8 protein-coding genes are annotated in these 23,349 nt (G+C 46.4%); all 8 read right to left on the bottom strand.

Annotated features, from left to right (window positions below):
• Window positions 1–7: 7 nt before the first annotated feature.
• The 8 genes from kdpA to IGI69_RS05705 all read right to left on the bottom strand — a co-directional run bounded on the left by kdpA (window position 8) and on the right by IGI69_RS05705 (window position 22,390).
• A complete protein-coding gene (kdpA, locus tag IGI69_RS05740) occupies window positions 8–1,684 on the bottom strand; it encodes a potassium-transporting ATPase subunit KdpA (RefSeq protein ID WP_438740011.1) in 1,677 nt (558 codons plus the stop codon).
• A 259-nt stretch (window positions 1,685–1,943) separates the two neighbouring features.
• Window positions 1,944–7,874, bottom strand: a complete 5,931-nt coding sequence (locus IGI69_RS05735) for a bacterial Ig-like domain-containing protein (RefSeq protein WP_438740009.1) — start codon at window positions 7,872–7,874, stop codon at window positions 1,944–1,946.
• A 28-nt stretch (window positions 7,875–7,902) separates the two neighbouring features.
• On the bottom strand, window positions 7,903–8,631 hold the full coding sequence (locus IGI69_RS05730) for a LytTR family transcriptional regulator DNA-binding domain-containing protein (RefSeq protein ID WP_431406113.1): 729 nt from the start codon (window positions 8,629–8,631) through the stop codon (window positions 7,903–7,905).
• Between the two features lie 667 nt (window positions 8,632–9,298).
• Window positions 9,299–10,330, bottom strand: coding sequence for a DUF916 and DUF3324 domain-containing protein (locus IGI69_RS05725; RefSeq protein ID WP_438740007.1), 1,032 nt, complete (start codon window positions 10,328–10,330; stop codon window positions 9,299–9,301).
• A gap of 111 nt (window positions 10,331–10,441) precedes the next feature.
• Complete coding sequence (locus tag IGI69_RS05720; protein ID WP_431406108.1) at window positions 10,442–11,089, bottom strand: WxL domain-containing protein; 648 nt, start codon at window positions 11,087–11,089, stop codon at window positions 10,442–10,444.
• Window positions 11,086–11,394: a hypothetical protein gene (locus tag IGI69_RS05715; RefSeq protein ID WP_375836783.1), complete on the bottom strand. Its 309-nt coding sequence runs from the start codon at window positions 11,392–11,394 to the stop codon at window positions 11,086–11,088. Before IGI69_RS05715 ends, IGI69_RS05720 begins: the two co-directional genes overlap by 4 nt.
• Before the next feature lie 151 nt (window positions 11,395–11,545).
• Window positions 11,546–12,877 carry an adhesive domain-containing protein gene (locus tag IGI69_RS05710; RefSeq protein ID WP_438740004.1) on the bottom strand — a complete coding sequence of 444 codons (1,332 nt, stop codon included), beginning with the start codon at window positions 12,875–12,877 and terminating at the stop codon, window positions 11,546–11,548.
• Window positions 12,878–12,979: 102 nt separating this feature from the next.
• Window positions 12,980–22,390: an Ig-like domain-containing protein gene (locus IGI69_RS05705; RefSeq protein WP_438740002.1), complete on the bottom strand. Its 9,411-nt coding sequence runs from the start codon at window positions 22,388–22,390 to the stop codon at window positions 12,980–12,982.
• Between the last annotated feature and the right edge of the window lie 959 nt (window positions 22,391–23,349).

The following is a 23,349-nucleotide window of genomic DNA, read 5'->3' as shown; positions in this document are numbered from 1 at the left end:
CTCTCTCCTATTTCGTTGTAAAGAAGTCTGCGATTGGACCTAAAGCCATCGCTGGTAAAAAGCTCAGTGCACCGATCACGATGATCACAATGATCAGCATCGTGACAAAGACTGGACTCGTGGTTGACAAGGTTCCTTCATTACGAACGGTTTTCTTTTTGGCCCCCATGTTTTCTGCCAGATATAAAATGGCTGCGATGGGAACGAAACGTGAAACGAACATCAAGATACTACCCAAACTATTTAGGAAAACAGTATCTGCGGTCAAGCCGCCAAAGGCACTCCCGTTATTGTTGCTGAAGGAAGTTGCTGCATACAACAGTTCGCTAAAGCCATGGGCGCCTTGGTTGGTTAGCCAGCTCATGATGTCAGGATGCAAGGTCATCAACATAGCCCCGAAAAGAGTCAGTAGCAATGGCGTCAAAATAACGATACTCGTCATTTTAATGTCAAAAGCTTCGATTTTTTTGCCGATATATTCAGGTGTTCGTCCGACTAATAAACCAGCGATAAAGACCGTCAATAATAGAAAAGCGATCATGCCATAAAGTCCGCTTCCGACACCACCAAAGATGATTTCCCCCAGCTGCATCAAGAACATCGGGATCGCACCCCCGAGTGGTGTGAAACTATCCAGCATGGCATTGACTGATCCACTGGAAGCAGCGGTGGTACTCACTGCCCAGAGACTCGACCAACCGACACCGAAACGTACTTCTTTGCCTTCTAGATTGGCATTCCCAAGCACTTGACTGAATTGCGGTCCATAAGCTTCACTGATCACTACGCCAATAAAAGCTAGGATCAAAAAGACGGTTGCGGTGATCAAGATCGTACGTCCTTGTTTCCATTCTTTGATCCAAAAGCCAAAGGCAAAAATCAAAGCAGCTGGCAGCAACAAGATCGCTAAGTTTTCTAAAAAATTACTGAACATCGTTGGGTTTTCAAATGGATGGGCGGCGTTGGCGCCAAAGAACCCGCCGCCGTTGGTCCCTAATTGCTTGATGGCGATTTGACTCGCTACTGGTCCGAGCGCCATCCAAAAGGATTCCCCCTCAAATCCATTGACTTCCACGCCGCTGCTCAACGTTTGGACAACGCCTTGAGACAGGAGCAAGATCGCTAAAATCAATGAAAGTGGCAAAAGGATATAGAGCAAGGAACGGGTGATGTCTTGCCAAAAATTTCCTACCGTACGTTTTTGCTTTTGCTGCAGCCCACGAATCAAGGCACACAGTACGGCTAGTCCTACTGCCGCTGATAAGAAATTTTGCACCGTTAATTCTAATGCTTGGGAAAGATTGGTCAGTGCTTCTTCCCCAGCGTAAGCTTGCCAGTTCGTGTTCGTCACAAAACTGACGGCTGTGTTCAATGCTAAGTCAAAGGACATATTCTCAACGGCTGCCCCTTGCGGTAACCAGTGCTGAACCATCAATAATCCGGTCAAGCCGATGATGGAAAAGACACTGACGGCCAAGACGGAAAATAGATAGGTTTTGGCGGTCATTTCTTTTTTACTGACCGAACCAATCACTCGATAGGTCAACCGTTCAATGGGTTGAATAAAGCGGACAAACCGCGGTGTTTTTCCTTGCATGATTTCTTTGATATACCAGCCCAAAGGAACCGCTGCTGCTAGTAAGATCAGTAAAAATAAAAAGCCTTGCACAAAATAGCTACTCATCGTTCTCCCCCCTCAAACAAGTACCAAAAGAGATAGATCATTACGATCACTCCGATTATTCCTAAAACAAGATTCATATTCTTCACTCCTTCATGACGTAAGCATACGCAAAAAGAAATAAAAATAGTGTAAATCTTCTGCTAGCATCTTTATATCTTCTTTATACGGCTGCTTATCGGACAAGAAAACCGCAATACAGCAGGTATTAAAAAAAACAGCGGATATCGTGAAGGATATCCGCTGCTAGAGTCATTGCGACTTATTTCGTTTTTCTGCTTTTGTTCGTGTGTTTCTTACGAAAGAAGACGATCCCCGCTAGAGCAACAAGGCTCACTCCTGCAATCGAATAGCCTTGAGTGATGGCTGTACCAGTCTTTGGTAGCACCCGTTTGTCCTTTGCGGTCGCTTTGGTTTGTTTGTCAGTCTGCCCTTCATCCGTTGGTTTTTGTTGCCCTTTGTCAGAATCATCTTTCTCTGGCTGCTGATCGTCCTCCTCTGGTTCTTCTGCTTTTTCAACGACTTTGATCGTCGCTGTGGCGGTGACTGCTTCTTGTGAGCGAGTACCAAATAAACGTGCGAAAAAGTTAGGAGTTGCTGCTTCATCGGTTACGATTGAATAAGTGACTTGATAGGTGCCCGTTTTCTTCGTATCCACCGAACCGTCCACCAGTAGTTGCTCCAATGCGAGTGACTTACCGTCACGATCTGTAGCGAAGACAAAATTGTCGGCTGCTGTCCAGTTGTCACCGACATAAATCACGCTATCTTTCACAGTCACAGACGTTTGATCTGCCAACACGGTGATCGTGGCAGTTGCTTCGGCTTTGCCATTTCGATAAATGACTTGGTATTTTCCAGGCACATCAGTATTGACTGTACCGCTAATCAATACTTGATCATAATCGACTACTTGTCCGCTTTTATCTGATGCCGAGACAAAATTATCGACGGCTTGCCATTTCTCTCCTTCATAGATTGTACTATCTTTTGCTACGACCGTTTCTTCGTGAGCAACCACAGTGATTGTCGCTGTGGCGCTGACTTTTCCATTCGTATAAGTGACATCGTATGTGCCTTCTTGATTGGTATCGACGGTACCAGTAACGATTACTCCTGATAATTCAACCGTTGCTCCCGTTTTGTCTGTGGCTGAGACAAAGTTGTCGGCAGCTTCCCAATCGTCGCCGACGTACAGAGTACTGTCTTTGGCTTTGACACTCGTTTGATCTGCCAATACGGTGATCGTCGCTTTCGCCTCAGCTTTACCATTGCGATAAATCACCTCATATTTCCCTGGTGTGGCGCTATCGACTGTACCTACTGTTGTGATATCTGCAAGTTTTACTGCGTTGCCGTCTTTGTCTGTTGCCGACAAAAAGTTGTCGTCGGCTTGCCAGTCATCGCCTTCATAAATCGTACTATCTTTAGCAACTACCGTTTCTTGGTTGGCAACGACCGTAATCGTCGCCGTTGCTTTGACATGACCATTTTGGTAAACCACTGGGTACTCGCCTGCTTTGGAGGTATCGACTGAGCCATTAACGGTTACTCCTGAAAATGGTAGGTTTGCTCCTGTTTTGTCTGTGGCTGAGACAAAGTTGTCGACAGCTTCCCAATCGTCGCCGACATACAGAGTACTGTCTTTGGCTTTGACACTCGTTTGATCTGCCAATACGGTGATCGTCGCTTTCGCCTCGGCTTTGCCATTGCGATAAATCACTTCATATTTCCCTGGTGTGGCGCTATCGACTGTGCCTACTGTTGTGATATCAGTCAGTTTTACTGCGTTGCCGTCTTTATCTGTTGCCGACACATAGTTGTCGGCGGCTTGCCAGTCATCGCCTTCATAAATCGTACTATCTTTAGCGACTATCGTTTCTTGGTTCGCAACGACTGTAATCGTCGCCGTTGCTTTGACATGACCATTTTGGTAAACCACTGGGTACTCGCCTGCTTTGGAGGTATCGACTGAGCCACTAACGGTTACTCCTGAAAATGGTAGGTTTGCTCCCGTTTTGTCTGTGGCTGAGACAAAGTTGTCGGCAGCTTCCCAATCGTCGCCGACATACAGAGTACTGTCTTTGGCTTTGACACTCGTTTGATCAGCTAACACGGTGATCGTGGCTGTCGCTTCGGCTTTGCCATTGCGATAAATGACTTGGTATTCTCCTGGTACTTTCGTATCCACGTCACCACTGGTGGTGAGCTCTGCCAAGCTTAACGGTTGCCCCTTCTTATCCGTTGCTGAAACAAAATTATCCGCAAGTTCCCATGAATCTCCAACATAAAGTGTACTATCCTTGGCAACGACTGTTTCTTGATTGGCAACCACGGTGATCGTCGCTGTTGCTTTTTGATTGCCGTTTTGATAAACCACTGGATATTGACCTTCTTTGGAAGTATCCACGGTTCCACTAACGGTCACTCCTGAAAATGGTACATTCGCTCCTGTTTTGTCCGTTGCCGAAACAAAGTTATCAACCGCATGCCATTCATCCCCGACGTATAAGGTGCTATCTTTAACTTTGACCGATGTTTGATCAGCTAACACGGTAATCGTGGCTGTCGCTTCGGCTTTGCCATTGCGATAAATGACTTGGTATTCTCCTGGTGTGTCCGTATCAACTTCGCCGTTGATAGTCACTTCTGCGATTGTCACTGCATTGCCGTCTTTATCCGTTGCCGATAGAAAATTATCAGCTGCTGTCCATGCATCGCCCACATATAACGTGCTGTCTTTGGCTGCTACCGTTTCTTGGTTGGCAACCACGCTGATCGTCGCTGTTTGGCTAACGCTACCGTTGATGTATTTGACCTCATAGGTGCCAACGTTTGTCGTGTCGACCTCGCCATTGACGGTGAATTCCGAGAAGGTCAACGCATTGCCGTGTTTGTCTGTCGCTGAAACAAAGTTGTCTTCAGCATGCCATTCATCTCCCACGTAGATCGTGCTATCCTTGGCGTCGATCGTCGACAAGTCTTCTTCTGGTGTGATGCCGACAGAAAGATGATTGCCTGTCCGGTTCACTTGCACCTCTTTACCAAGCTGAAGTTCCTGTGGTATGACGTAACCTTCTGGGACGTAGGAAACATAAAGCGTATAGGTCCCCGTATAAATATCAGTTAATTGGTATTCTCCATTTTCATCCGTTACGGCAGAAACGATATCTCCTGTCAATTGATTCCGAAGCTTCAAAATAACCCCCGCAATCTTCTCAGTTGGTTCTTCGGTATTATAAACATCAAGTGTCGCATTGGTTTTGTAGATGATCCCGCTGGAATCGCCTGCCGAAAATTGCAGATTGGCCACCGTCGAGGTTGCCGTCCGTTTGGCTTCCGACAAGGTATCGATCGTCTCAGAAGCAATCGTTGCTGAGGCTGAGATTTGGCCGGCGTTTTGTGAAAGGACGTTGTAACTGATTTCGATGTTTTTCGTTAGAACATAGTTTGAAAAGACAAGCAGTACGTCCCCGTCAATTTCTTTGACTTCATAGCTGTCATCTGGCACATTCGAAACAGCGATCGATCCTAAATTGATTTCGCCATTGGTATTTCCTAACGATTTTAGAAGGATCGTTGGATTTGCTACCTTTTTCGAACCATCATCGATATTTTTAGTCGTGACCTTGACCTGCGTCATGTTTTTTGTATTATTGACTGGATTTTGGGTAACTCCGATAATGTCCGTTGCTGTATTTGAAATAGAAACTGTGGCTGATCCTTGCAGATTATTGAACAACGGCTCTTTTGCAAAACCAGGCACATAAATGGTACTCATTTCTTGCCACCCATTGGCGTATTGATAAGAAATAATGTAGCGTCGATTGGTCGTCCCAAAGTCAAAGGTGTAATAGTTGGTTGCCTCATTGTGAGTGATCGTTGGATAATTTGGATCGCTTTCTTTCATTGCTTGATTATTATACGCCCCATAATCCCAATACTGCGGATAAATGCCACTGACTTGTTCATTGGAAACATCGATGATCGAAAACACAACATCGGTATTTTTCGGCACATGGGTCTCAACGGTCAAATCACTGATGGTATCTTGACGAGCATTCACTAAAAACTGATTCTTACTGCTTTGCAGTGTATATTCAGAATATAGTTTTCTTCCCGTATAGACAGAGGTATGAATCGTGTCGAGCCCGGTTGCGGAAATTGTGAGGGGAATGGTTTCCCTTGGAATGGACTGTGTTGATGGTAGACTGTCCGGTACATAATTGAATCCAATGTTAAATTGAATGGAATAAGTAATTGGCGCCGTAAAGGTAATCATTGTTCCGCCTTCTACTTCTTCAATCGTATAATCTTTTCCTAAAGTATAATAATAACTGACTTTTGGTACCTTTCTAAAAGTAAGATACTCTGGATGTTCAACAAAAAATTTTAGATTTTTAATTGGTTGTGTGGTACTGCCTTCGATATTGATAGGTGTGTCACTCGTATAAGCGCCATTTTGATTGTAATTTCCCCAAGCCGTCTCGGCGTTATCGGAATTAAGGACGCTGATAGGTTTAACATAGTTATCTTCAACGATTTTAAATTCTTTATTAGCGATCAAGGGTGTGGAAACATTCAGAATAATATCTTTCTGATCAAAGGGTACGGTCGTTTCCGTGGAACCAAGAGCGAGATTGCTGTCTTTTACAGCGGTCAAAATCAGTTTATCTCCTTTATTTTCGACAGAAAAATAATCTGAAAAGTCCACATTTTGGTAAAAGGCGTCTCTTGCTGTCAACTGATCCGTTGTAATCGGCTGTCCATTTTGACTAGAAAGAACGACTTGTTGGCCCGCTTTCATCGTAGTCGGCATTTGATGAATTGAAAGATAGTAATTCCCTTTCGAATTAACATTCATAAAGTTGGCCGAAGCAACACCCATATAATACCTATAATCGACTTCCTTTTCATCTTTACTGGTTGCTGCTGTAAAGGAAAACCCTCTGTTTTTCGCATCAGTTTGTTTCAGTTGCAGCGAACCAAACCCAGTAGTCGGAAACCCTTTTGAAAAAGAAAATGTATAATCGGTTAGCTGGGTCAAGCTCATGGTGAATTGATAAGAAATACCATAAGCCTTTTGTTTGTCCATTTGATTGATTTCAACAGAAGTATTGTAGAGACTATTTGATGTGATCGTGTAGTCAGATCCTTCTATTAAGGCTGTTTGCGTTTCTGGCTTGATCTTTCCTTTAATATCCACTTCATAGCTGAATACTTTTAACGGTTGCGTTTCAATCTTTTTGAAGGAAGCGCCCGGCGTATCAACTAGATGTAACGAAAGAGTTTGTGTGCCGGTCAATGCCCGATCGGCATTGTAATAAACCATGCCTTCCATACCAAAGACATTTTTTTCTGACACATATTGAATTGGATCGACCTCTTCATACAAGTCAATCGCATAACTGGTCTTGTTTTTATCGTCGATCGCAATCGTCAACTGAGGCTTATCTTCTGAATAAAGATAGCTGGTTAAAATGAGCGAAAAAGATGCATCATGAACGGATTGATTAAATGTGATCGTTAATTGACGTGATGCACTATCTACTGCCCAAGATGCATTGGTTGCATCATTAGTGCCTTGCATATCATTAAACCCTAGGCCTTTTGGCAAATCAAAAACAACAGTGGTGCCTGCTAGATAGTCTTCGTCATTGATTTCAAAATCTAATTTGAGTTTCACTGGACTGTTGTTTAAAAGCCGCGTTTCTTCCGTTTGGCTGAATTCTTCGCCAGCAATTGTCAGCAGGGTACCTTTTTTCAATAGCTCTTGGTCATTGATACGGGTGCGGACACGAGAACTCTTTTGGGTTTCTTTTGCCTCTTTGGATTCGGTTTCTGAAGAACTTCCTTGTGACGAGTCAGTGGTATCTGCTGTATGGGTGGAAGAAGTTGCAGTAGGCGTTTCACTTTGATTCGTTTTTTCTGAACCCGTCCCTGAGGTTTTTTCGCCGCTTTCTTCTGAAGAACGATCCGATTGAGAAGACTCGGTTGGTTGTGGATCACTTGTGTTTATTTCATTGGCAATGCTGCTAGTTGAATCCAGCAGATGATTCGAGCTGTCTAAAGTACGAATCGTTTGTTCCTGTTCCGTTGTTTCCGCAATCGCCATGATCGGTGTGACTACTTGAGTCAGTCCTAAAGCGGCAACAACAACGCCATGACGAATTCGTTTATTTCTCTTTTTCATTTTTTTCCTCCATTAAATATATGTAGTTTTAACTGATTGCTTTACGGATTTTTTTTCCAACTTCTAATTCTTCCCCATTAAAAAAGCCCAGAACATTATTTGTTCGATCGATCATTTTGATTTGGCGTGCATTGATAATGTAGGATTTGAAAACTTTATAGTACTCTGGCAGATCTAATTGTTTGATACCCTTCAGCGAAGTTTCGAGAAATTCGATTGACTTTTTTTGATGACATGCGATTCGGTTTCGCTCTCCTTTAATCGTTGCTATATAGTTGATTGCTTCTGCATCAACGATCATCAACTCTCTTTTACTAGCAATTTTTAATAAGTGCTTTTTTCCGAGTAATGATCGTTTGATTTCGATCGCTTCTGTTAATAAATTTCTTAGTTGCATCATCACATCCATTTCTCTTGTATCGATGATTCCCAAAAGACAGATAAGGTTCAGTTTTTTGATTTCGATTTTGGAGGCATAGGCACCATAAAAAGCAATTTGACACTTTTTACACCGTTTCCTCAAACTTCCTGCTAATTGAAAACCTCGATCAAATCCTTTGAGTTCAATGGAAAATAAGAATAGGTCGTTCACATCAGTCAGATACCTTTCAAAAAAAGGGGCTAGATCGTCAGGTGAAATGATTTCTACCAAATAATGTGGGAAAGAACTTTCTGTGATCATTTTCTTCATCACATTTCCATTAAAAAAATTGTCATCTACTATATAAATAGCAAAATTGCTCAAATTTGCAGACATCTTAATTCTCCTTTTCACATCATTTCTAATTGTATTCTTAATTAAAAATGCCTGCATGCACTTTCAAACAAATTAGCGAAACATTTATGCAAAAAAGGGGATTTAAATGACAAACAAAGTAAGAAAAAACGCTATAATTGGTCTAAACCTATTATAGTAAAGCACTCCTCGATGCATTGCTTTCTCAACAAATTTCTAAAAGAGAATGTGCAAGCACCAATAATAACCCTCGTTTTTTTATTCGAAAAACGATTAATTAAAATCATCCTCCATCCCCTTTATTGACAATCTTTTTTGGTGATTATTTAAGAATAATCTCCTTTTTCAAAAAATAATAATTGTTATCTATCAATAATTATTGGCAAAAAAAAGCTACCCATTTTTTTGGGGCAGTCCAGCCATACATAATCAACGATATATTTGAGGTTTTTTTGATCAAAATACAAGCGTCAGTTGGTTACTGTACACTGCAATCAAAAAAAATTCTACTTAATTTACCATATCGAATCTCCCTAGACACGACAAAAAACCATTTATTATGAACAATAAATGGCATGTTTGTTGATTCTCTTTATGCTTACGATTCGTTACAATCCTAGCGATTTTAATTGTTTTCTTTTTTTTTCAATATCAGTAGGGATCTGCTTACAGACGCTCACAGTGTTTTCTAATCTGTTTTATTCAATGCTCGCTTCAGCTTACGATTATGCCAAATCAAATAGGCAATGATCAGACATAAAACACCACCAATCAATAAATAGAGAAGGATCGGCGAAGAGGTTTCTTCAATACTGACATCTTGCTCGTTTCTTTCTTGCGCTTCTTGCCTTGCACCTTGGAAGGTCGGCTCTCCTTGCCATTGTTGATCAGCTGCTTTGAGGGTCGTTTTTATTTCATACTCTCCTGATTGCAGTTCGTTTCCATCTAATGGCAGTGCGTAATTCATTAACGCATTGGGCGCTAATTGGATCTCTTTTTCTCCTTTGATCGCTGTTGCTTGTCCATCATGAAACACTTCATAAGCAAGCGTGGCCTTACTAAGATAATTTGCCGCTGTATTTTCCACCGCTACGATGATGACATTGCGGCGATTGATTTCTTCCAGATGGGCTTCCTCAATCCGGACCGCTGGTGGGATGTCGGTCTCTTTGTTACGGAGCAACACCGCCACTTCTCTGGCTAGTAGGTTTTGGACATTTCCTTGAAATTCTTCACTGCCGGTTTGCTGGACGTATAGTCCCCCTGCCAAAATCCCATCAAAGGATTCAGATGGCATCTGGACTGTCAAGGTGATTTCTTTTTGCTCACTAGGGGCTAACGAAAGAGTTTCATCACTTAAAGTGACGAGTTCTTCGATCGCGTATGGAGCAGAAGGCGTTGCTTCCTCATTTACCCCAGAATACTCAACGACGCCCGTCATATTCGTGACCGCTCGATTAAAGGATAGCTGTAGATTGATTGGTTGCTCGCTTTTATTGGAAACCATGACCGCTAGTTTTTCTTCTGCCTTGGGCTCCAGCAACAAATCATAGTACATCAGCTCTTTGTCTTGCTGTGACTCTGGCAATTTGATTTGAACATCGAAGGTATCAAGTGAATCTGCTGCCCCCGTACTGCTCGTACCAATGAAAAATAAGACCGTTAGAATACTTACTACCCAATACTGAAATCCTTTGCCTCGAACTTTCTTCTGATGCATCCTGTCAGATCCTTTCTACACAAAATAGGAAAGAAAAGTCAGCTAGCATAAAAAGCAGCCGCTCAGGCAAGCTGCTTTTTTTCTGCTAACTATTACGCAATGACTACTGCCCTATGGGGTCGTCGGCGCACTGCTGATCGTCCAAACGAGGGTCGTTTGGTAGGTTGCTGATTGTTTTTCCGTATTAGCTGGGATCGAAAGGGTAAATTGTTCTAAAGGCATCGACGTTTCACCAATCCCTTCGCCAGCATTGGCGGTCAAGAACGCATACTCATTGTTGATCGCCGCAAAATCAAGCTCGCCATTGGCAATATCACTGGTTCCTGTTGGCGGCGAACTCAAGTTATTGGTCAACGTCCGCGTATCTACCGTTAATACCGCACCGTCCAACGTGCTGTCTCCTGCCGTAAATTGGGTTGCTTGCCGTACTTTGATCGCCCAAGAAGAGTTTGCCTGTCCTCGGTTATCGCTGACCGCAACTGCCCCTCTTTGCAGCGTTGACCCATCCCCAGGTAGTCCAGTTCCATCCGTAGTAGCTACCCACGTTTCGGCATTTTCTGTTTGGATTTCATGGGCACCAAAATCTAAATTCGTTGGTAGCTGCGTATTGGGATCACTCCCGCCTTTATCCGGGTCAAACACGATGCCCCCAGAGGTATATTCTACGACACCGGTCGTGTCATCTGCTTGCACTGTCGCACCAATGCTAAGGGCAGTCAATACCCCCAATGCGCCTATTATCGTTTTCTTTGAAATCATTTTGCCATCCTCCTTTTTTTGATGCAAATGATCAATGTCAGACTAGTGAAGAATCCGCCTATTACGGGCAGCCAAAAGTGGTTGGTTTCCGCAAGCTGTGGCAGCGGTTCTTCTGCGTTAGTGATCGTTTCTTGGCTGGTCGGTGGTTCAATTTCTTCATCAATGGAATCACTGCTAGCTGTTTCCGTTGGTCCTTCATAAAACTCAATGTTGCCGGTCGTCGTATTGGCTACTGCTGATGGAACGATACTGTAGAAACTGCCGATCATCAAAACCAGAAGCAGCACAAGGGAATTTTTTTTCATTCGGCTCTTCCTTTTCAAGGTGTATCGGAAACGGTCCACACGACTGTGGCGCGATACTGACCTTGAAATTTAGGTGTTTTCTCAGGTACAAATAAATTGAACTGGGAAAAATTAACAGTCAGTCCACCAGTCGATGCCGCATTTTCCAACGTCACCACATTTTTTCGACATTTTGCTGCAGGGCAATCGTTGCATTATCAGGTAAAACCACTCGACCGTCTGTAAATGTCGAATTGACAGTTCCAAGCTGAACCCTTAATTCGGCAGCTGGCAATGTTCGCGTACCATTGACCCAATTGGTGGATTGTCTGACCTTGACTTGCCATTTTTTCTGACGATTGCGGGTATCATTGATCCGTAAAATCCCAGTTGTAGCTGCTGCGCTTTGGTCGCCGTTGGCGGTTGCCCGCCATGTCTCACTCTTTTTCGTTTGAATGGCATGTCGGCCAAAATTCAGCTGAGTCGGCAGATTCGTCCGATCCATCGTCAGTGCTTCGACCATGAAATAAACCATGGTTTGGCGACTGCTGATATTTAGCGCACTAAAGTTCAAGAGATTGATGTCCGTCGGCTTTGCCTTCAACACAGAAGCCGAAAAATTGGCGGTCCAATTTGCGGTCAACTGTCCTGGACCCGAAAGTAACGTAGGAATTTGAACATCCGTTGCTCCTAAAACGGCTGCATCCGCCATTTGTTCTTGGACGGTTGCCAAATTATTTAACGCTGACGTTACAGTGTTAAGCAGGGTATTCAGCAACCCTTGCAGCAATGCACGAACAACGCCACCAATATCGATGCCGATCACTCGGATCTGGGTATTTTGAATCGCCGTACTTAAATTCCGTAAAATTTGCGGGACATTGGTTCCTAAAACGACACCGAGGTTCGAACTCATATTGGCATACAACGCTTCTCTTTGGGTGGTGAACTGCAACGGACTGCTTATTTCTACATTGCCTAAATTACCAACGGTTTTTAGCAAGGAAATTTGCTGATTGACAGCTGTTAAATCGATTTGCACGATCCCGAGATTGAGATTTAAGGAGCTGGTCAAGGAATCAAGCGCTGTTAAGATCGCATTCAAAAGCGGGACATTGGCAATATTGACTGTGGTCGACGTTTTGATAGCTGCTGATCCATTGGCACTGATGCTAGCTCTCAACTCTGTGGGGATCGCCAACAAAGCAAATTTATCCTCACCGTTGACATTGACAGAAGCATTCAAGCCCCCGTTCCCTTTGATCGAAAAAGTCACTGGTCGATTTGTCACACTGCCTGGCCAAGGGGCACTTGCTGAAGTACCACTTGTATTGGCACTCGTCAAATTGCTTAAAATTTCCACATCTAATACGTTCACAGCCGCCTCGGCTTCTTTGGTCGTTGTTAATAGATACAAATTGACGAAACTGATGCTGGTCAACAAGAAAATCAACTGAGCGATCGTCCATTTGTAAAAACGTTTTTCCCTCCTTCTGCTTTCCATACCATTTCTAACCCTTTCTTTACGAAACGATGATCAATGCTTCAAAGTTTTGATTCACTAGAGATACCAGCGGAGGATGTCCACTCCGCTGGTAAAGTCATGCTATTTTTGCTGGTCTTTTTTCTTTCTTGCTTTGAAGAACAAGCCGATTCCTCCGACAACGAAGACTGCTGGTCCAATCACTGAAGCATACCAAGTTCCTTCTGATCCCGTTTTCGGTAAGAATTTGCTTCCCCACCAGCTTTGGTTGTTATTGTTGCTGTTCCAATTATTGTTTCCCCAATTGCCCCAGTTGCCCCAAGCGCCATTGCTTCCGTCGGTACCATTCGTACCATCAGAACCATTGGTGCCATCCGTGCCATCGGTTCCGTCCGTACCGTCAGTACCATCTGAACCATCTGAACCATCTGAACCATCCGTGCCATTGTCACCCGTTGGTACCACGATTGGTGTAGCTGCACTGCGGTATTCTCTGCCACCTGCTGTAACGATCGCCACAACGTCAAGGGTTTCTTCTGGTGACACATCCTCTGGATCTAATGTGATGCTAAACGCACCATTTCCATTGGTCGTTCCTGTTCCGACAACGTCACCCGCTTCATTCAATATTTCGATCGTCGCATTGGCTGGCCCATTCCCGAAGACTGGATAGCCATCGGTAGGATTGCCAGTGATCGTAGCAACCGGTGCATCAACCGTCAAAGCATCGACTACGGTCGTCGTCGGATCACTTAGGGTTTCGCCATCTGCTAAAGCAAGAACCGTAACGGTTTCACCTTCCGTCGCTTCTGCGGATAGCTCAACACGCCAGTCGCCATTTTGATCGGCGATCGTTGTGATAGGTCCTTCAGCCGCGAAAATGGTCAGGAATCTACTTGTTAACGGATCGCTGATGGTAACGGTGATCGTAGCACCTGGCTCACTCGTTCCGCTGATCGTTGTATCACCAGCCGTAACTGGGTCAATGGTTGGTGTATCTGTCTTGATGCTTTCATCATCGACAGGTACGACGATTGGCGTCGCATTACTGCGGTAGTCATCCCCACCAGCAGTGACGATCGCCACAACCGATAAGTTTTCTTCTGGTGCGACATCCTCACTAGTCAATGTGATCGTGTAGTCACCATTTTCATCGGTAGTGCCTGTTCCAACGACATCCCCCGCTTCATTCAAAATTTCAATCGCTGCATTGGCAGGCCCGTTCCCAGTTACTGGATAGCCTTCTTGGGAATTCCCAGTAATGGATGCTGAAGGTGCGTTGACCGTGATGCCATTAACAACGGTCGTTGCTGGTTCACTGGCGGTTTCTCCTTCGCTTTGCGCCACTGCTGTTACGATTTCATCTCGAGAAACTTCCGCAACGTCCACTGACCAATTTCCTGCTTCATCTGCTTCGGTTTCAACCGCTTCTTCTCCTGTTACCGTCACGGTGACCATCGCTCCCGCTACAGCAGTACCGGTAATGGTCGTTTCACCAGCTGTGACTGGTTCGATGATTGGTGTAGCGGTTTGATCGATCGTATTCTCAACGGGCACTACGATTGGTGTCGCATTACTCCGATAGTCTTTGCCACCAGCGGTGATGATCGCAACGACATTCAATGATTCTTCAGGAGAAACAGCTTCACCAGAAAGCGTGATCGTGTAGTTGCCATTTTCATCGGTAGTGCCTGATCCAACGACTTCTCCCGCTTCATTCAAGATTTCAATCGCTGCATTTGGTGCTGCCATCCCCGTCACTGGGTAACCATCCTCTGGATTGCCAGTGATGGACGCGGTCGGTGCTGAAACCGTGATGCCATCCACACTCACTGTGATTGGTGCACTAGGATCTTTTTCAGGTGATTGGGCCACAACAGTGACGGTATCACCCTCCGCAACTTCAGGTACCTCAACTGTCCAATTGCCCTCTTCGTCCGTTTCGGTCGTGATCGGTTCATTTTCACCAATCGTTACCGTCACCGTTGAACCTGGTTCGGCAGTCCCGCTGATCGTCGTATCGCCAGCTTTGACTGGATCGATCGTTGGTGTTGCAGTTTGTTGCTCTTCTTGATCCAAAGGTACCACGATCGGTGTCGCGTTACTGCGGTATTCCTTGCCGCCAGCTGTCAGAACTGCAACGACGGTTAAGCTTTCCGCTGGTGCAACAGCTGTTGGTTCAAGAGTGATACTGTAGTTTCCTTCTGCGTCTGCAGTTCCTGAACCGACGATTTGTCCATCGCTATTCAAGATTTGTACGGTGGCATTGGCTGGTGCCGTTCCAGTTACTGGATAGCCGTCCGTGCTATTGCCTGTGATAGTTGCACTAGGAGCAGTGACCGTCAACGCACCTACACCAACTGTGACTGGAGCGCTTGGCTCTTTGTCAGGTGATTGTGCCACAACAGTGACTGCATCGCCTTCAGAAACTTCTGGTACTTCTGCCGTCCAATTGCCTTCGTCATCCGTTTCAGCCGTGATTGGTTCCGCATCTGGTACGGTGATCGTCACGGTTGAACCTGGTTCAGCCGTTCCGCTGATGCTGGTATCCCCCGCCGTGATTGGATCGATCGTTGGTGCTGCTGTCTGATCCACTACCGTATCTGCTGGTACGATGACCGCTGTTGGATTACTGCGGTACTCTTTCCCACCAGCTGTAACGATGGCAACGACGTTTAAGGTTTCTTCTGGATCGACAGTTTCAGCAGTTAAGGCCACTGTATAGTTGCCGTCTCCATCAGCAGTGCCTGTTCCTACGACTTCATTGGCTGCGTTCAAGATCTCGATCGCTGCATTGGCTGGTGCTGTCCCAGTCACTGGGTAGCCATCCGTGCTGTTGCCGCTGATGGAAGCTGTTGGTGCTTCGACTGTCACTCCTTCAACGATGACAGTGATTGGATCACTTGGGTCTTTGCCGTCACTGTCTGCGACGACTGTGATGGTATCCCCTTCAGACAATTCAGGGACATCGACACTCCAGTTGCCTTCGTCATCTGTTTCAGCGGTCTCTTCTGTGCCGTCAGGTAGTGTCACAGTTACAGTTGAGCCTGGTTCGGCCGTTCCGCTAACTGTTTCATCGCCTGCTTTGATTGGATCAACCGTTGGTGCCGTTGTTTGGTTTTCACCTGGTTCAGCTGGCACCATGATCGGTGTCGCTGGACTGCGATAATCCTTGCCACCAGCTGTGACCACCGCAACCACCGTCAAGTTTTCTTCAGGAGAGACATCTTCACTGGTCAAATTGATCGTGTAAAGCCCTGCATCATCGGTTGTACCCGTTCCAACTGTCTCGCCAGCTTCATTCAAGATTTCGATGGTCGCATTCGCTGGTCCTGTTCCAGTCACTGGATAGCCATCGGCTGCATTGCCGCTGATAGACGCACTAGGCGCCGCCACCGTTAATGCCCCGACCGTGATCGTTGCTGGTGTACTTGGTGTTTCATTTTCTATTTCTGCCACTGCCGTAACAGTCGTTCCTTCGGAAAGCGCTGGTACCTCAGCTTGCCAATTGCCCTCTTCGTCAACTTCAGCGGTGATTGGGTCTTCCTCACCGACCGTCACGCTGACTGTTGCTCCTGGTTCGGCTGTTCCGCTGATTTCTGTTGCGCCAGCCACTGCTGGATTGATCGTTGGTGTCGCCGTTTGATCCGCTGGCACCACGACAGCCGTTGGTTGACTACGGAAGTCATCCCCACCTGCTGAAACGATGGCAACGACACGAACCGTTTCCCCCGCTGATACTTCTTCACTGGTCAAGGTAACGGTGTAAACGCCATTCTCATTGGCTGCCCCTCTGCCAATCACTTGATCATCAGCATTTAAGATTTCGATTGCCGCATTGGCTGGTGCTGTACCAGTTACTGGATAACCATCTTCACTATTGCCAGAAATCGTTGCCGTCGGTGCTGCCACGATCAGCCCTTGCACCGTCACTGTAACTGGTAAACTTTCTGTTTTGCCGTCTGCCAAGGCAGTAACGGTCAAGTCATCATCTAGAGAAACCGTCGGCACAGTTGCCGTCCACTCACCTTCGTCATTTGCTGTTGCAGTGTAAGTATTGCCGCTTGGCAGTTCAACGGTTACCTCTGCTCCTGGTTCAGCCGTTCCGCTAACGGTTGTATCCCCAGCAACCACGGGTGCGACAATTGGTGCCGCTGTTTGGTCTTCTGCGTTATCTTCTGGCACCACGATACTAGTTGCTGGACTGCGGTATTCTTGTCCGCCAGCTGTTACCACTGCTACCACTCGCAAGGTTTCTGCTGGAGACACACCATCTGTCAAGGTGATAGTATACTCACCCTCTCCATTGGCAGTGCCACTGCCCACCACTTCACCCGCATCATTTAAGATTTCAATGGCTGCGTTGGCTGGTGCTGTCCCTGTGACTGGATAGCCGTCAGTACTGTTGCCAGTGATCGTTGCCGTTGGTGCTACCACGTTCAAGGCACCGACACCGACACTGATTGGTTCACTTGGATCTTTGCCTTCAGCTTCCGCAACCACTGTGACCATGTCGCCTTCTGAAAGCTCTGGTACGGTGACTGTCCAATTGCCTTCCTCATCCGTTTCGGCAGTCACTGGATCTTCTCCAGGGATCTCCACCGTCACCGTTGAACCAGGTTCGGCCGTCCCTCCGACGGATGTATCCCCTGCTTGCACTGGATCGATCGTTGGTGCGGTCGTTTGGTCTGCTGGGACCACGATGGAAAGCGGCGCACTGCGGTATTCATCGCCGCCAGCGGTTACCACTGCCACCACCTGAAGTGGTTCTGAAGGATCAACATCACTACTGCTCAAGGTGATGCTGTAGGTACCCTCCCCATTTGCTTCGCCACTGCCGACAACCTCATCGGCTGCATTTAAGATCTCAATCGCTGCATTCGGCGTGGCCGTTCCTGTAACTGGATACCCATCGGTACTATTGCCGCTGATCGCTGCTGTCGGTGTCGCCACACTAAGTGGATTTACGACGACCGTTGCTGCATCACTTGGTGTTTCCCCATCAAGGGTCGCTACCACGGAAACTATTTCTCCTTGAGAAACCTCGGGCACCGTTGCCGTCCAATTGCCTTCGTCATCTGCTTCGGCAGTGACTGGCTCTGCGTCACCAATCGTTACCGAGACTGTTGCGCCAGGTTCAGCTGTACCACTGATGGTCGTGTCGCCGGCTGTCACTGATTCAATCGTTGGGACTGCAGTTTGATCCAAAGGTACTGTGATTGGTGCAGCCGCACTGCGGTAATCTTGACCACCGGCTGTGACTACCGCCACCACCCGTAAGGTTTCAGCTGGAGACGCATCATCACTCGTCAACGTGATCGTATATTGGCCTTCGTCATTGGCAGTGCCAGTACCTACTACTTCGTCATCGGCATTCAAGATTTCGATGGCTGCATTGGCTGGCGCCGTTCCCGTTACTGGGTACCCATCGGTACTATTGCCACTGATCGTCGCGGTTGGCGTAGCAATCGTCAATCCATTGACCCCTACACTGATTGGTGCACTTGGGTCTTTGTCTGGTGCTTGTGCGACCACTGTGACGGTTTCTCCTTCAGAAACTTCAGGAACTTCAACCGTCCAGTTGCCCTCGTCATCGGCTTCACCAGTCACAGGTTCTTCACCTGGGATCGTTACCGTCACCGTAGCGCCTGGTTCGGCAGTCCCACTGATCGTCGTGTCCCCTGCATTGATTGGGTCGATGGTTGGTAATGCTGTTTGTTCAAGCTCATCTGCTGGGACCGTCACTGGTGTGGCAGGACTGCGGTACTCATCCCCGCCAGCTGTTACGATCGCAACGACAGACAAGGTTTCTTCTGGTGCTGCATCGGCTGGTGCGATGGTTACCGTATAGTTTCCATCCCCATCGGCTGTGCCAGTACCAATCACATCGCCTGCTTCATTCAGTACTTCGATCGCTGCATTCGCTGGTGCAGTCCCCGTGATTGGATAACCATCGGTACTATTGCCGCTGATGATCGCTGTTGGTGCTGCCACCGTCACTCCATTGACTCCAACGCTGATTGGCGCGCTTGGCTCTTTGCCTTCAGCTTCCGCAACGACTGTGACTGTATCGCCACCAGAAACTGCTGGCACTTCTGCAAGCCAGTTTCCTTCGTCATCCGTTTCAGCCGTTACTGGTTCTTGATCCGTGATCGTCACAGTAACCGTCGACCCTGGTTCTGCCGTTCCGCTAATCGTGGTATCACCCGCTGTAACCGGATCGATCGTTGGTGTCCCTGTTTGTTCAATGTCTGCTGGTACCGTGATTGGTGTGGCATTACTACGGTAGTCTTGACCGCCCGCTGTCACAACTGCCACTACCCGCAAGGCTTCTTCTGGCGCCTCATCGGCTGGATCTAAGGTCACGGTATAAGCACCCGTGTCATCCGCCGTCGTGCTACCAACAACATCGCCTGCTTCATTCAAAATCTCAATTGCCGCATTCGGTGTCGTTGTTCCGCTGACTGGATAGCCATTCGTGCTATTGCCTGTGATGGAAGCGCTCGGTGCACTGACCGTAACACCATCCACGGTCACGGTAATCGGTGCACTTGGATCTTTGCCTTCAGCTTCGGCAACGACTGTTACCGTATCGCCTTCTGATAATTCAGGAACCGTCGCTTCCCAGTTGCCTTCGTCATCGGCTTCTGCCGTGATCGGATCGCCTTCAGGCAGCGTGATCGTCACTGTTGCCCCTGGTTCAGCCGTTCCGCTGACAGTCGTATCCCCAGCTGTTACTGGGTTGATCGTTGGTGTTTCCATCAAGTTTTCTACATCATCTGCAGGAACTACAAGCGGTGTGCCTGTACTGCGATAGTCTTCACCACCAGCCGTCACGATCGCTTCCACCCGCAAGTTGTCGCCAGCTGCCACCTCTTGAGGATCAAGGGTGATCGTGAAGTTGCCATCGTCATCGGCTGTTCCACTACCAACGACATCGCCTGCTTCATTCAAAATTTCAATCGCTGCATTGGCAGTCGCTGTTCCCGTTACTGGATACCCATCTGTGCTATTTCCAGTGATCGTAGCTGTTGGCGCCGCCACAGTCAAACCACTTACACTCACGGTGATTGGGGCACTCGGATCTTTGCCTTCAGACTCAGCTACGACCGTCACGGAATCGCCTTCTGACAATTCAGGAACCGTTGCTTCCCAGTTGCCTTCATCATCGGCTTCAGCCGTGATTGGGTCGCCTTCAGGAAGCGTGATCGTTACCGTTGCCCCCGGTTCGGCTGTCCCACTAACAGTTGTATCTCCAGCACTGACTGGATCGATCGTTGGTGTTTCCGTCTGCAGGATATCTGCAGGCACCACAACAGGTGTCGGGTTGCTTCGATAGGTTTCGCCGCCAGCGGTCACAACCGCCGTCACATTCAAGGTTTCTTCCGCGGCAACATCTGCTGGATCTAACGTCACCGTATAAACGCCATTCTCATTGGCAGTACCTGTTCCGACAATTTCGCCATCCGCATTGGTGATCTCAATGGCCGCATTTGGTGCAGCTGTTCCAGTCACTGGATAGCCCTCTTGACTATTTCCTGTGATCGAAGCTGTCGGGGCATTGACCGTCAAGGCGGACACGGTGGTACTTGCTGGCTGACTTGGTGTTTGTCCTTCTAGTTCGGCGACAGCTGAAACCGTATCGCCCTCTGACACTTCGTCCACATCAACACGCCAATTGCCCTCTTCATCGGCTTCCGTCACGATCGGATCTGCACCGTTGACGGTCACAGTAATCGAGGCACCAGGCTCAGCCGTTCCGCTGACGCTTGTATCCCCGGCAGTCACTGGTTGGATCGTTGGTGTTCCCGTTTGTTGCTCGGCATCGTCTGCTGGAACGACGATTGGCGTATTGCCACTTCGGTACGTTTGACCGCCAGCAGTAACGATTGCAGCAACATTCAAGTTTTCATTTTCTACTACATCTGCTGGGTTCAACGTGATACTGTAGTTGCCGTTCTCATTCGCCGTCCCAGTGCCAACGACTTCACCCTCGGCATTAGTGATTTCAATGGCTGCATTTGCTGCGGCTGTCCCCGTCACAGGATACCCATCGGTGCTGTTTCCTGCAATCGAAGCCGTCGGTGCATTGACCACTGGTGCTGCTACCGTTGCTGTCGCAGGTTCACTCGCCGATTCCCCATCCGCTTCCGCTACTGCTGTGACTGTATCACCTTCTACCAATTCAGGGACATCGGTCGTCCAATTGCCGTCACCATCTGCGGTTGTGGTAATAGGCGCACCGCCGTTGATCGCCAATGTGATGGCTGCGCCTGGCTCAGCTGTTCCGCTGATCGTCGTTTCCCCTGCTGTCAATGGATTGATCGTTGGTGTATCGGTTTGATCTTCTGGTGTGTCTGGTGCAAACCAAATCGAGTTATTGCCGTCAGCATCCGTAAATAAATCAATGGTGATGAGGTCAAGCTGAGACATCGTTGCTTCGAAGCGAGCTTCGTAAGGAGTGGAAGGATTCGCCACCCCATTTTCAACCAATTGCGCATAGGTCGGACTGGTAACATTCGTTGGAATCACCACGTTGGTTTGACCTAAAACAGAAGCAGAAGCAACCTGATCTGCTAGATTGGTCGTAGCATTCAAGACATTTTGAGCAGTTTCAACCGTGCCATTTAAAGTCGCTTTGGCGGTATTGACCGTCGTTTGTACCAGTGTATTGATCCCGCTGATCAAGGTACCAATTCCTGGGATGCCGCTGGCACCATCTAGAATACTGACTTGGATCTGTGCCGCTTGTAAATTATCAAGAATTTGATTGATGCGCTGATTGACAACGATAAATAAACCATCATCCACATTGGCAATCAGGGCACGTTCGTTTTCGGTTAATCCAGCTGGAACTTCAAAATTCGCTTGGCCAAATTGTCCAAGTTGATTTAATAAGTCTAACTGGGTCGTAATTTCATCTAAGTTGACGGAAATCACTTGGCTAACATCCACGATTGAAGCCGCCGTATACAACGGATTTGGTACGCCGGGTAGGATTGTTGGCGGAATATCCAATGCGTCAGCTAAATTTTGATTGACGATTCCATCAACCGTGCTGATCAAGGTATTGACTGCTGGTGTGACTGTCCCGATCAATGTTTGCAAGGCTGGGAAATTCCCCAGTTGGAGTATCACATTGGTGGAAATCGATGCATTTCCTGCCGGTTGAACCAAACCAGTAAGCCCTTGAGGAACCCCAACAACTGCGACTTTATCCCCATTCAAGACATCAACCGTTACTGCATTTGATCCAGAAATCGAGAAATTGACTTGGTTCGTTGCACCAGGCGTTGCATAAGGTGCAGACGCACTCGTGCCTGAGTTATTAGACGCTGTGATATCTGAGAAAAGTTCAGCTGAAACCAAAGCAGCTTCAACCGTCGTTGGTGCCCATAATAAACTTGCTGGCACGACCACCGTACTCGTCAACAACATCCCACTGACAGTTAAATTCGCAATAATGTTTTTCTTTGTTCGAACGCGTGTGTTTTTCTTTGAATCCATGAGCTTTTTGTAATTAATGCCTTTCATTCATTCTCCTCCTGTTCGAAAAAATTTAACCGACAAAAGATAAAACTGATGATCTCTGGAATGATTCCTGCCCCCTTTTAAACCAGATGAAAATCTATTTCAACCCAACACCCAAAGGCATAGAGAGAAAACAAAAGTTACCGATCGCAAAGCGAAGATTTTTTCGCATGCTTTCTGAAAAACCCAGTGATTTTTGTTCAAATCGTTTCACAGCACATTAGAATGCGCTTGTGAAAACCGAGAGATAAAATAACTAATCGAACACACTGTGCAACAAAATTCTAGCAAATTTATTTCTTTCCAACAAATTATAAACACGATAAATAATTAAAAAAACACTGAAATTAACGTTACAAAACATAAAACATTTATTTTATAAACAAGCACAGATTATTTATATTTATCTTATAAACAGGTGCATAACGATAAAAAGTTATCATTTTTTATCAAAAAAAGCACCTTACTCCTTATAATTAATCAATACAATGAATACGATTACATTTGTTTCTTTATACTCAAGAAGAGAGAAAAACGATGATGTTGTTTTTTCTTGTCTTCAACCCCGTTTTTTACCTACGAAAATAAAAAAAACAAAAATAATTCAGGCGTTTTTCACGATATTGTCTAAAATAACTCTTACCGACGAAAAAAATGGGCTCGAAAAGCTCCCAGAACGTTCTGTGAAAAAAGGAATGAAAATCTCCTATTAAAATCGAGCGTGAGCAATCATGAAATGAAATTTCTTCAATCGCCATTTACTTTTTTCTTTCAGGGAAATTCTTCCGTAGCTATTTGGTCTTATATTTTGGACGTAAGCGTTCATTCGCTTCTTTTTGTTTATACTTGCTGGTAAGAAGGAAACGCTGCTGCCCAATCGTCTTCTTCTAATACCACATAAGGAGCATGAGAAGATGGATTGGTTAGTAATGATTCTTGTATTGATATGTCTTAGTTTTGTC

The sequence above is a fragment of the Enterococcus sp. DIV1083b genome (genome assembly GCF_051713705.1).
In the GTDB taxonomy this organism is placed as follows: Bacteria; Bacillota; Bacilli; order Lactobacillales; family Enterococcaceae; genus Enterococcus_D; species Enterococcus_D casseliflavus.
This window is presented reverse-complemented; position numbering and strand designations above follow the sequence as displayed.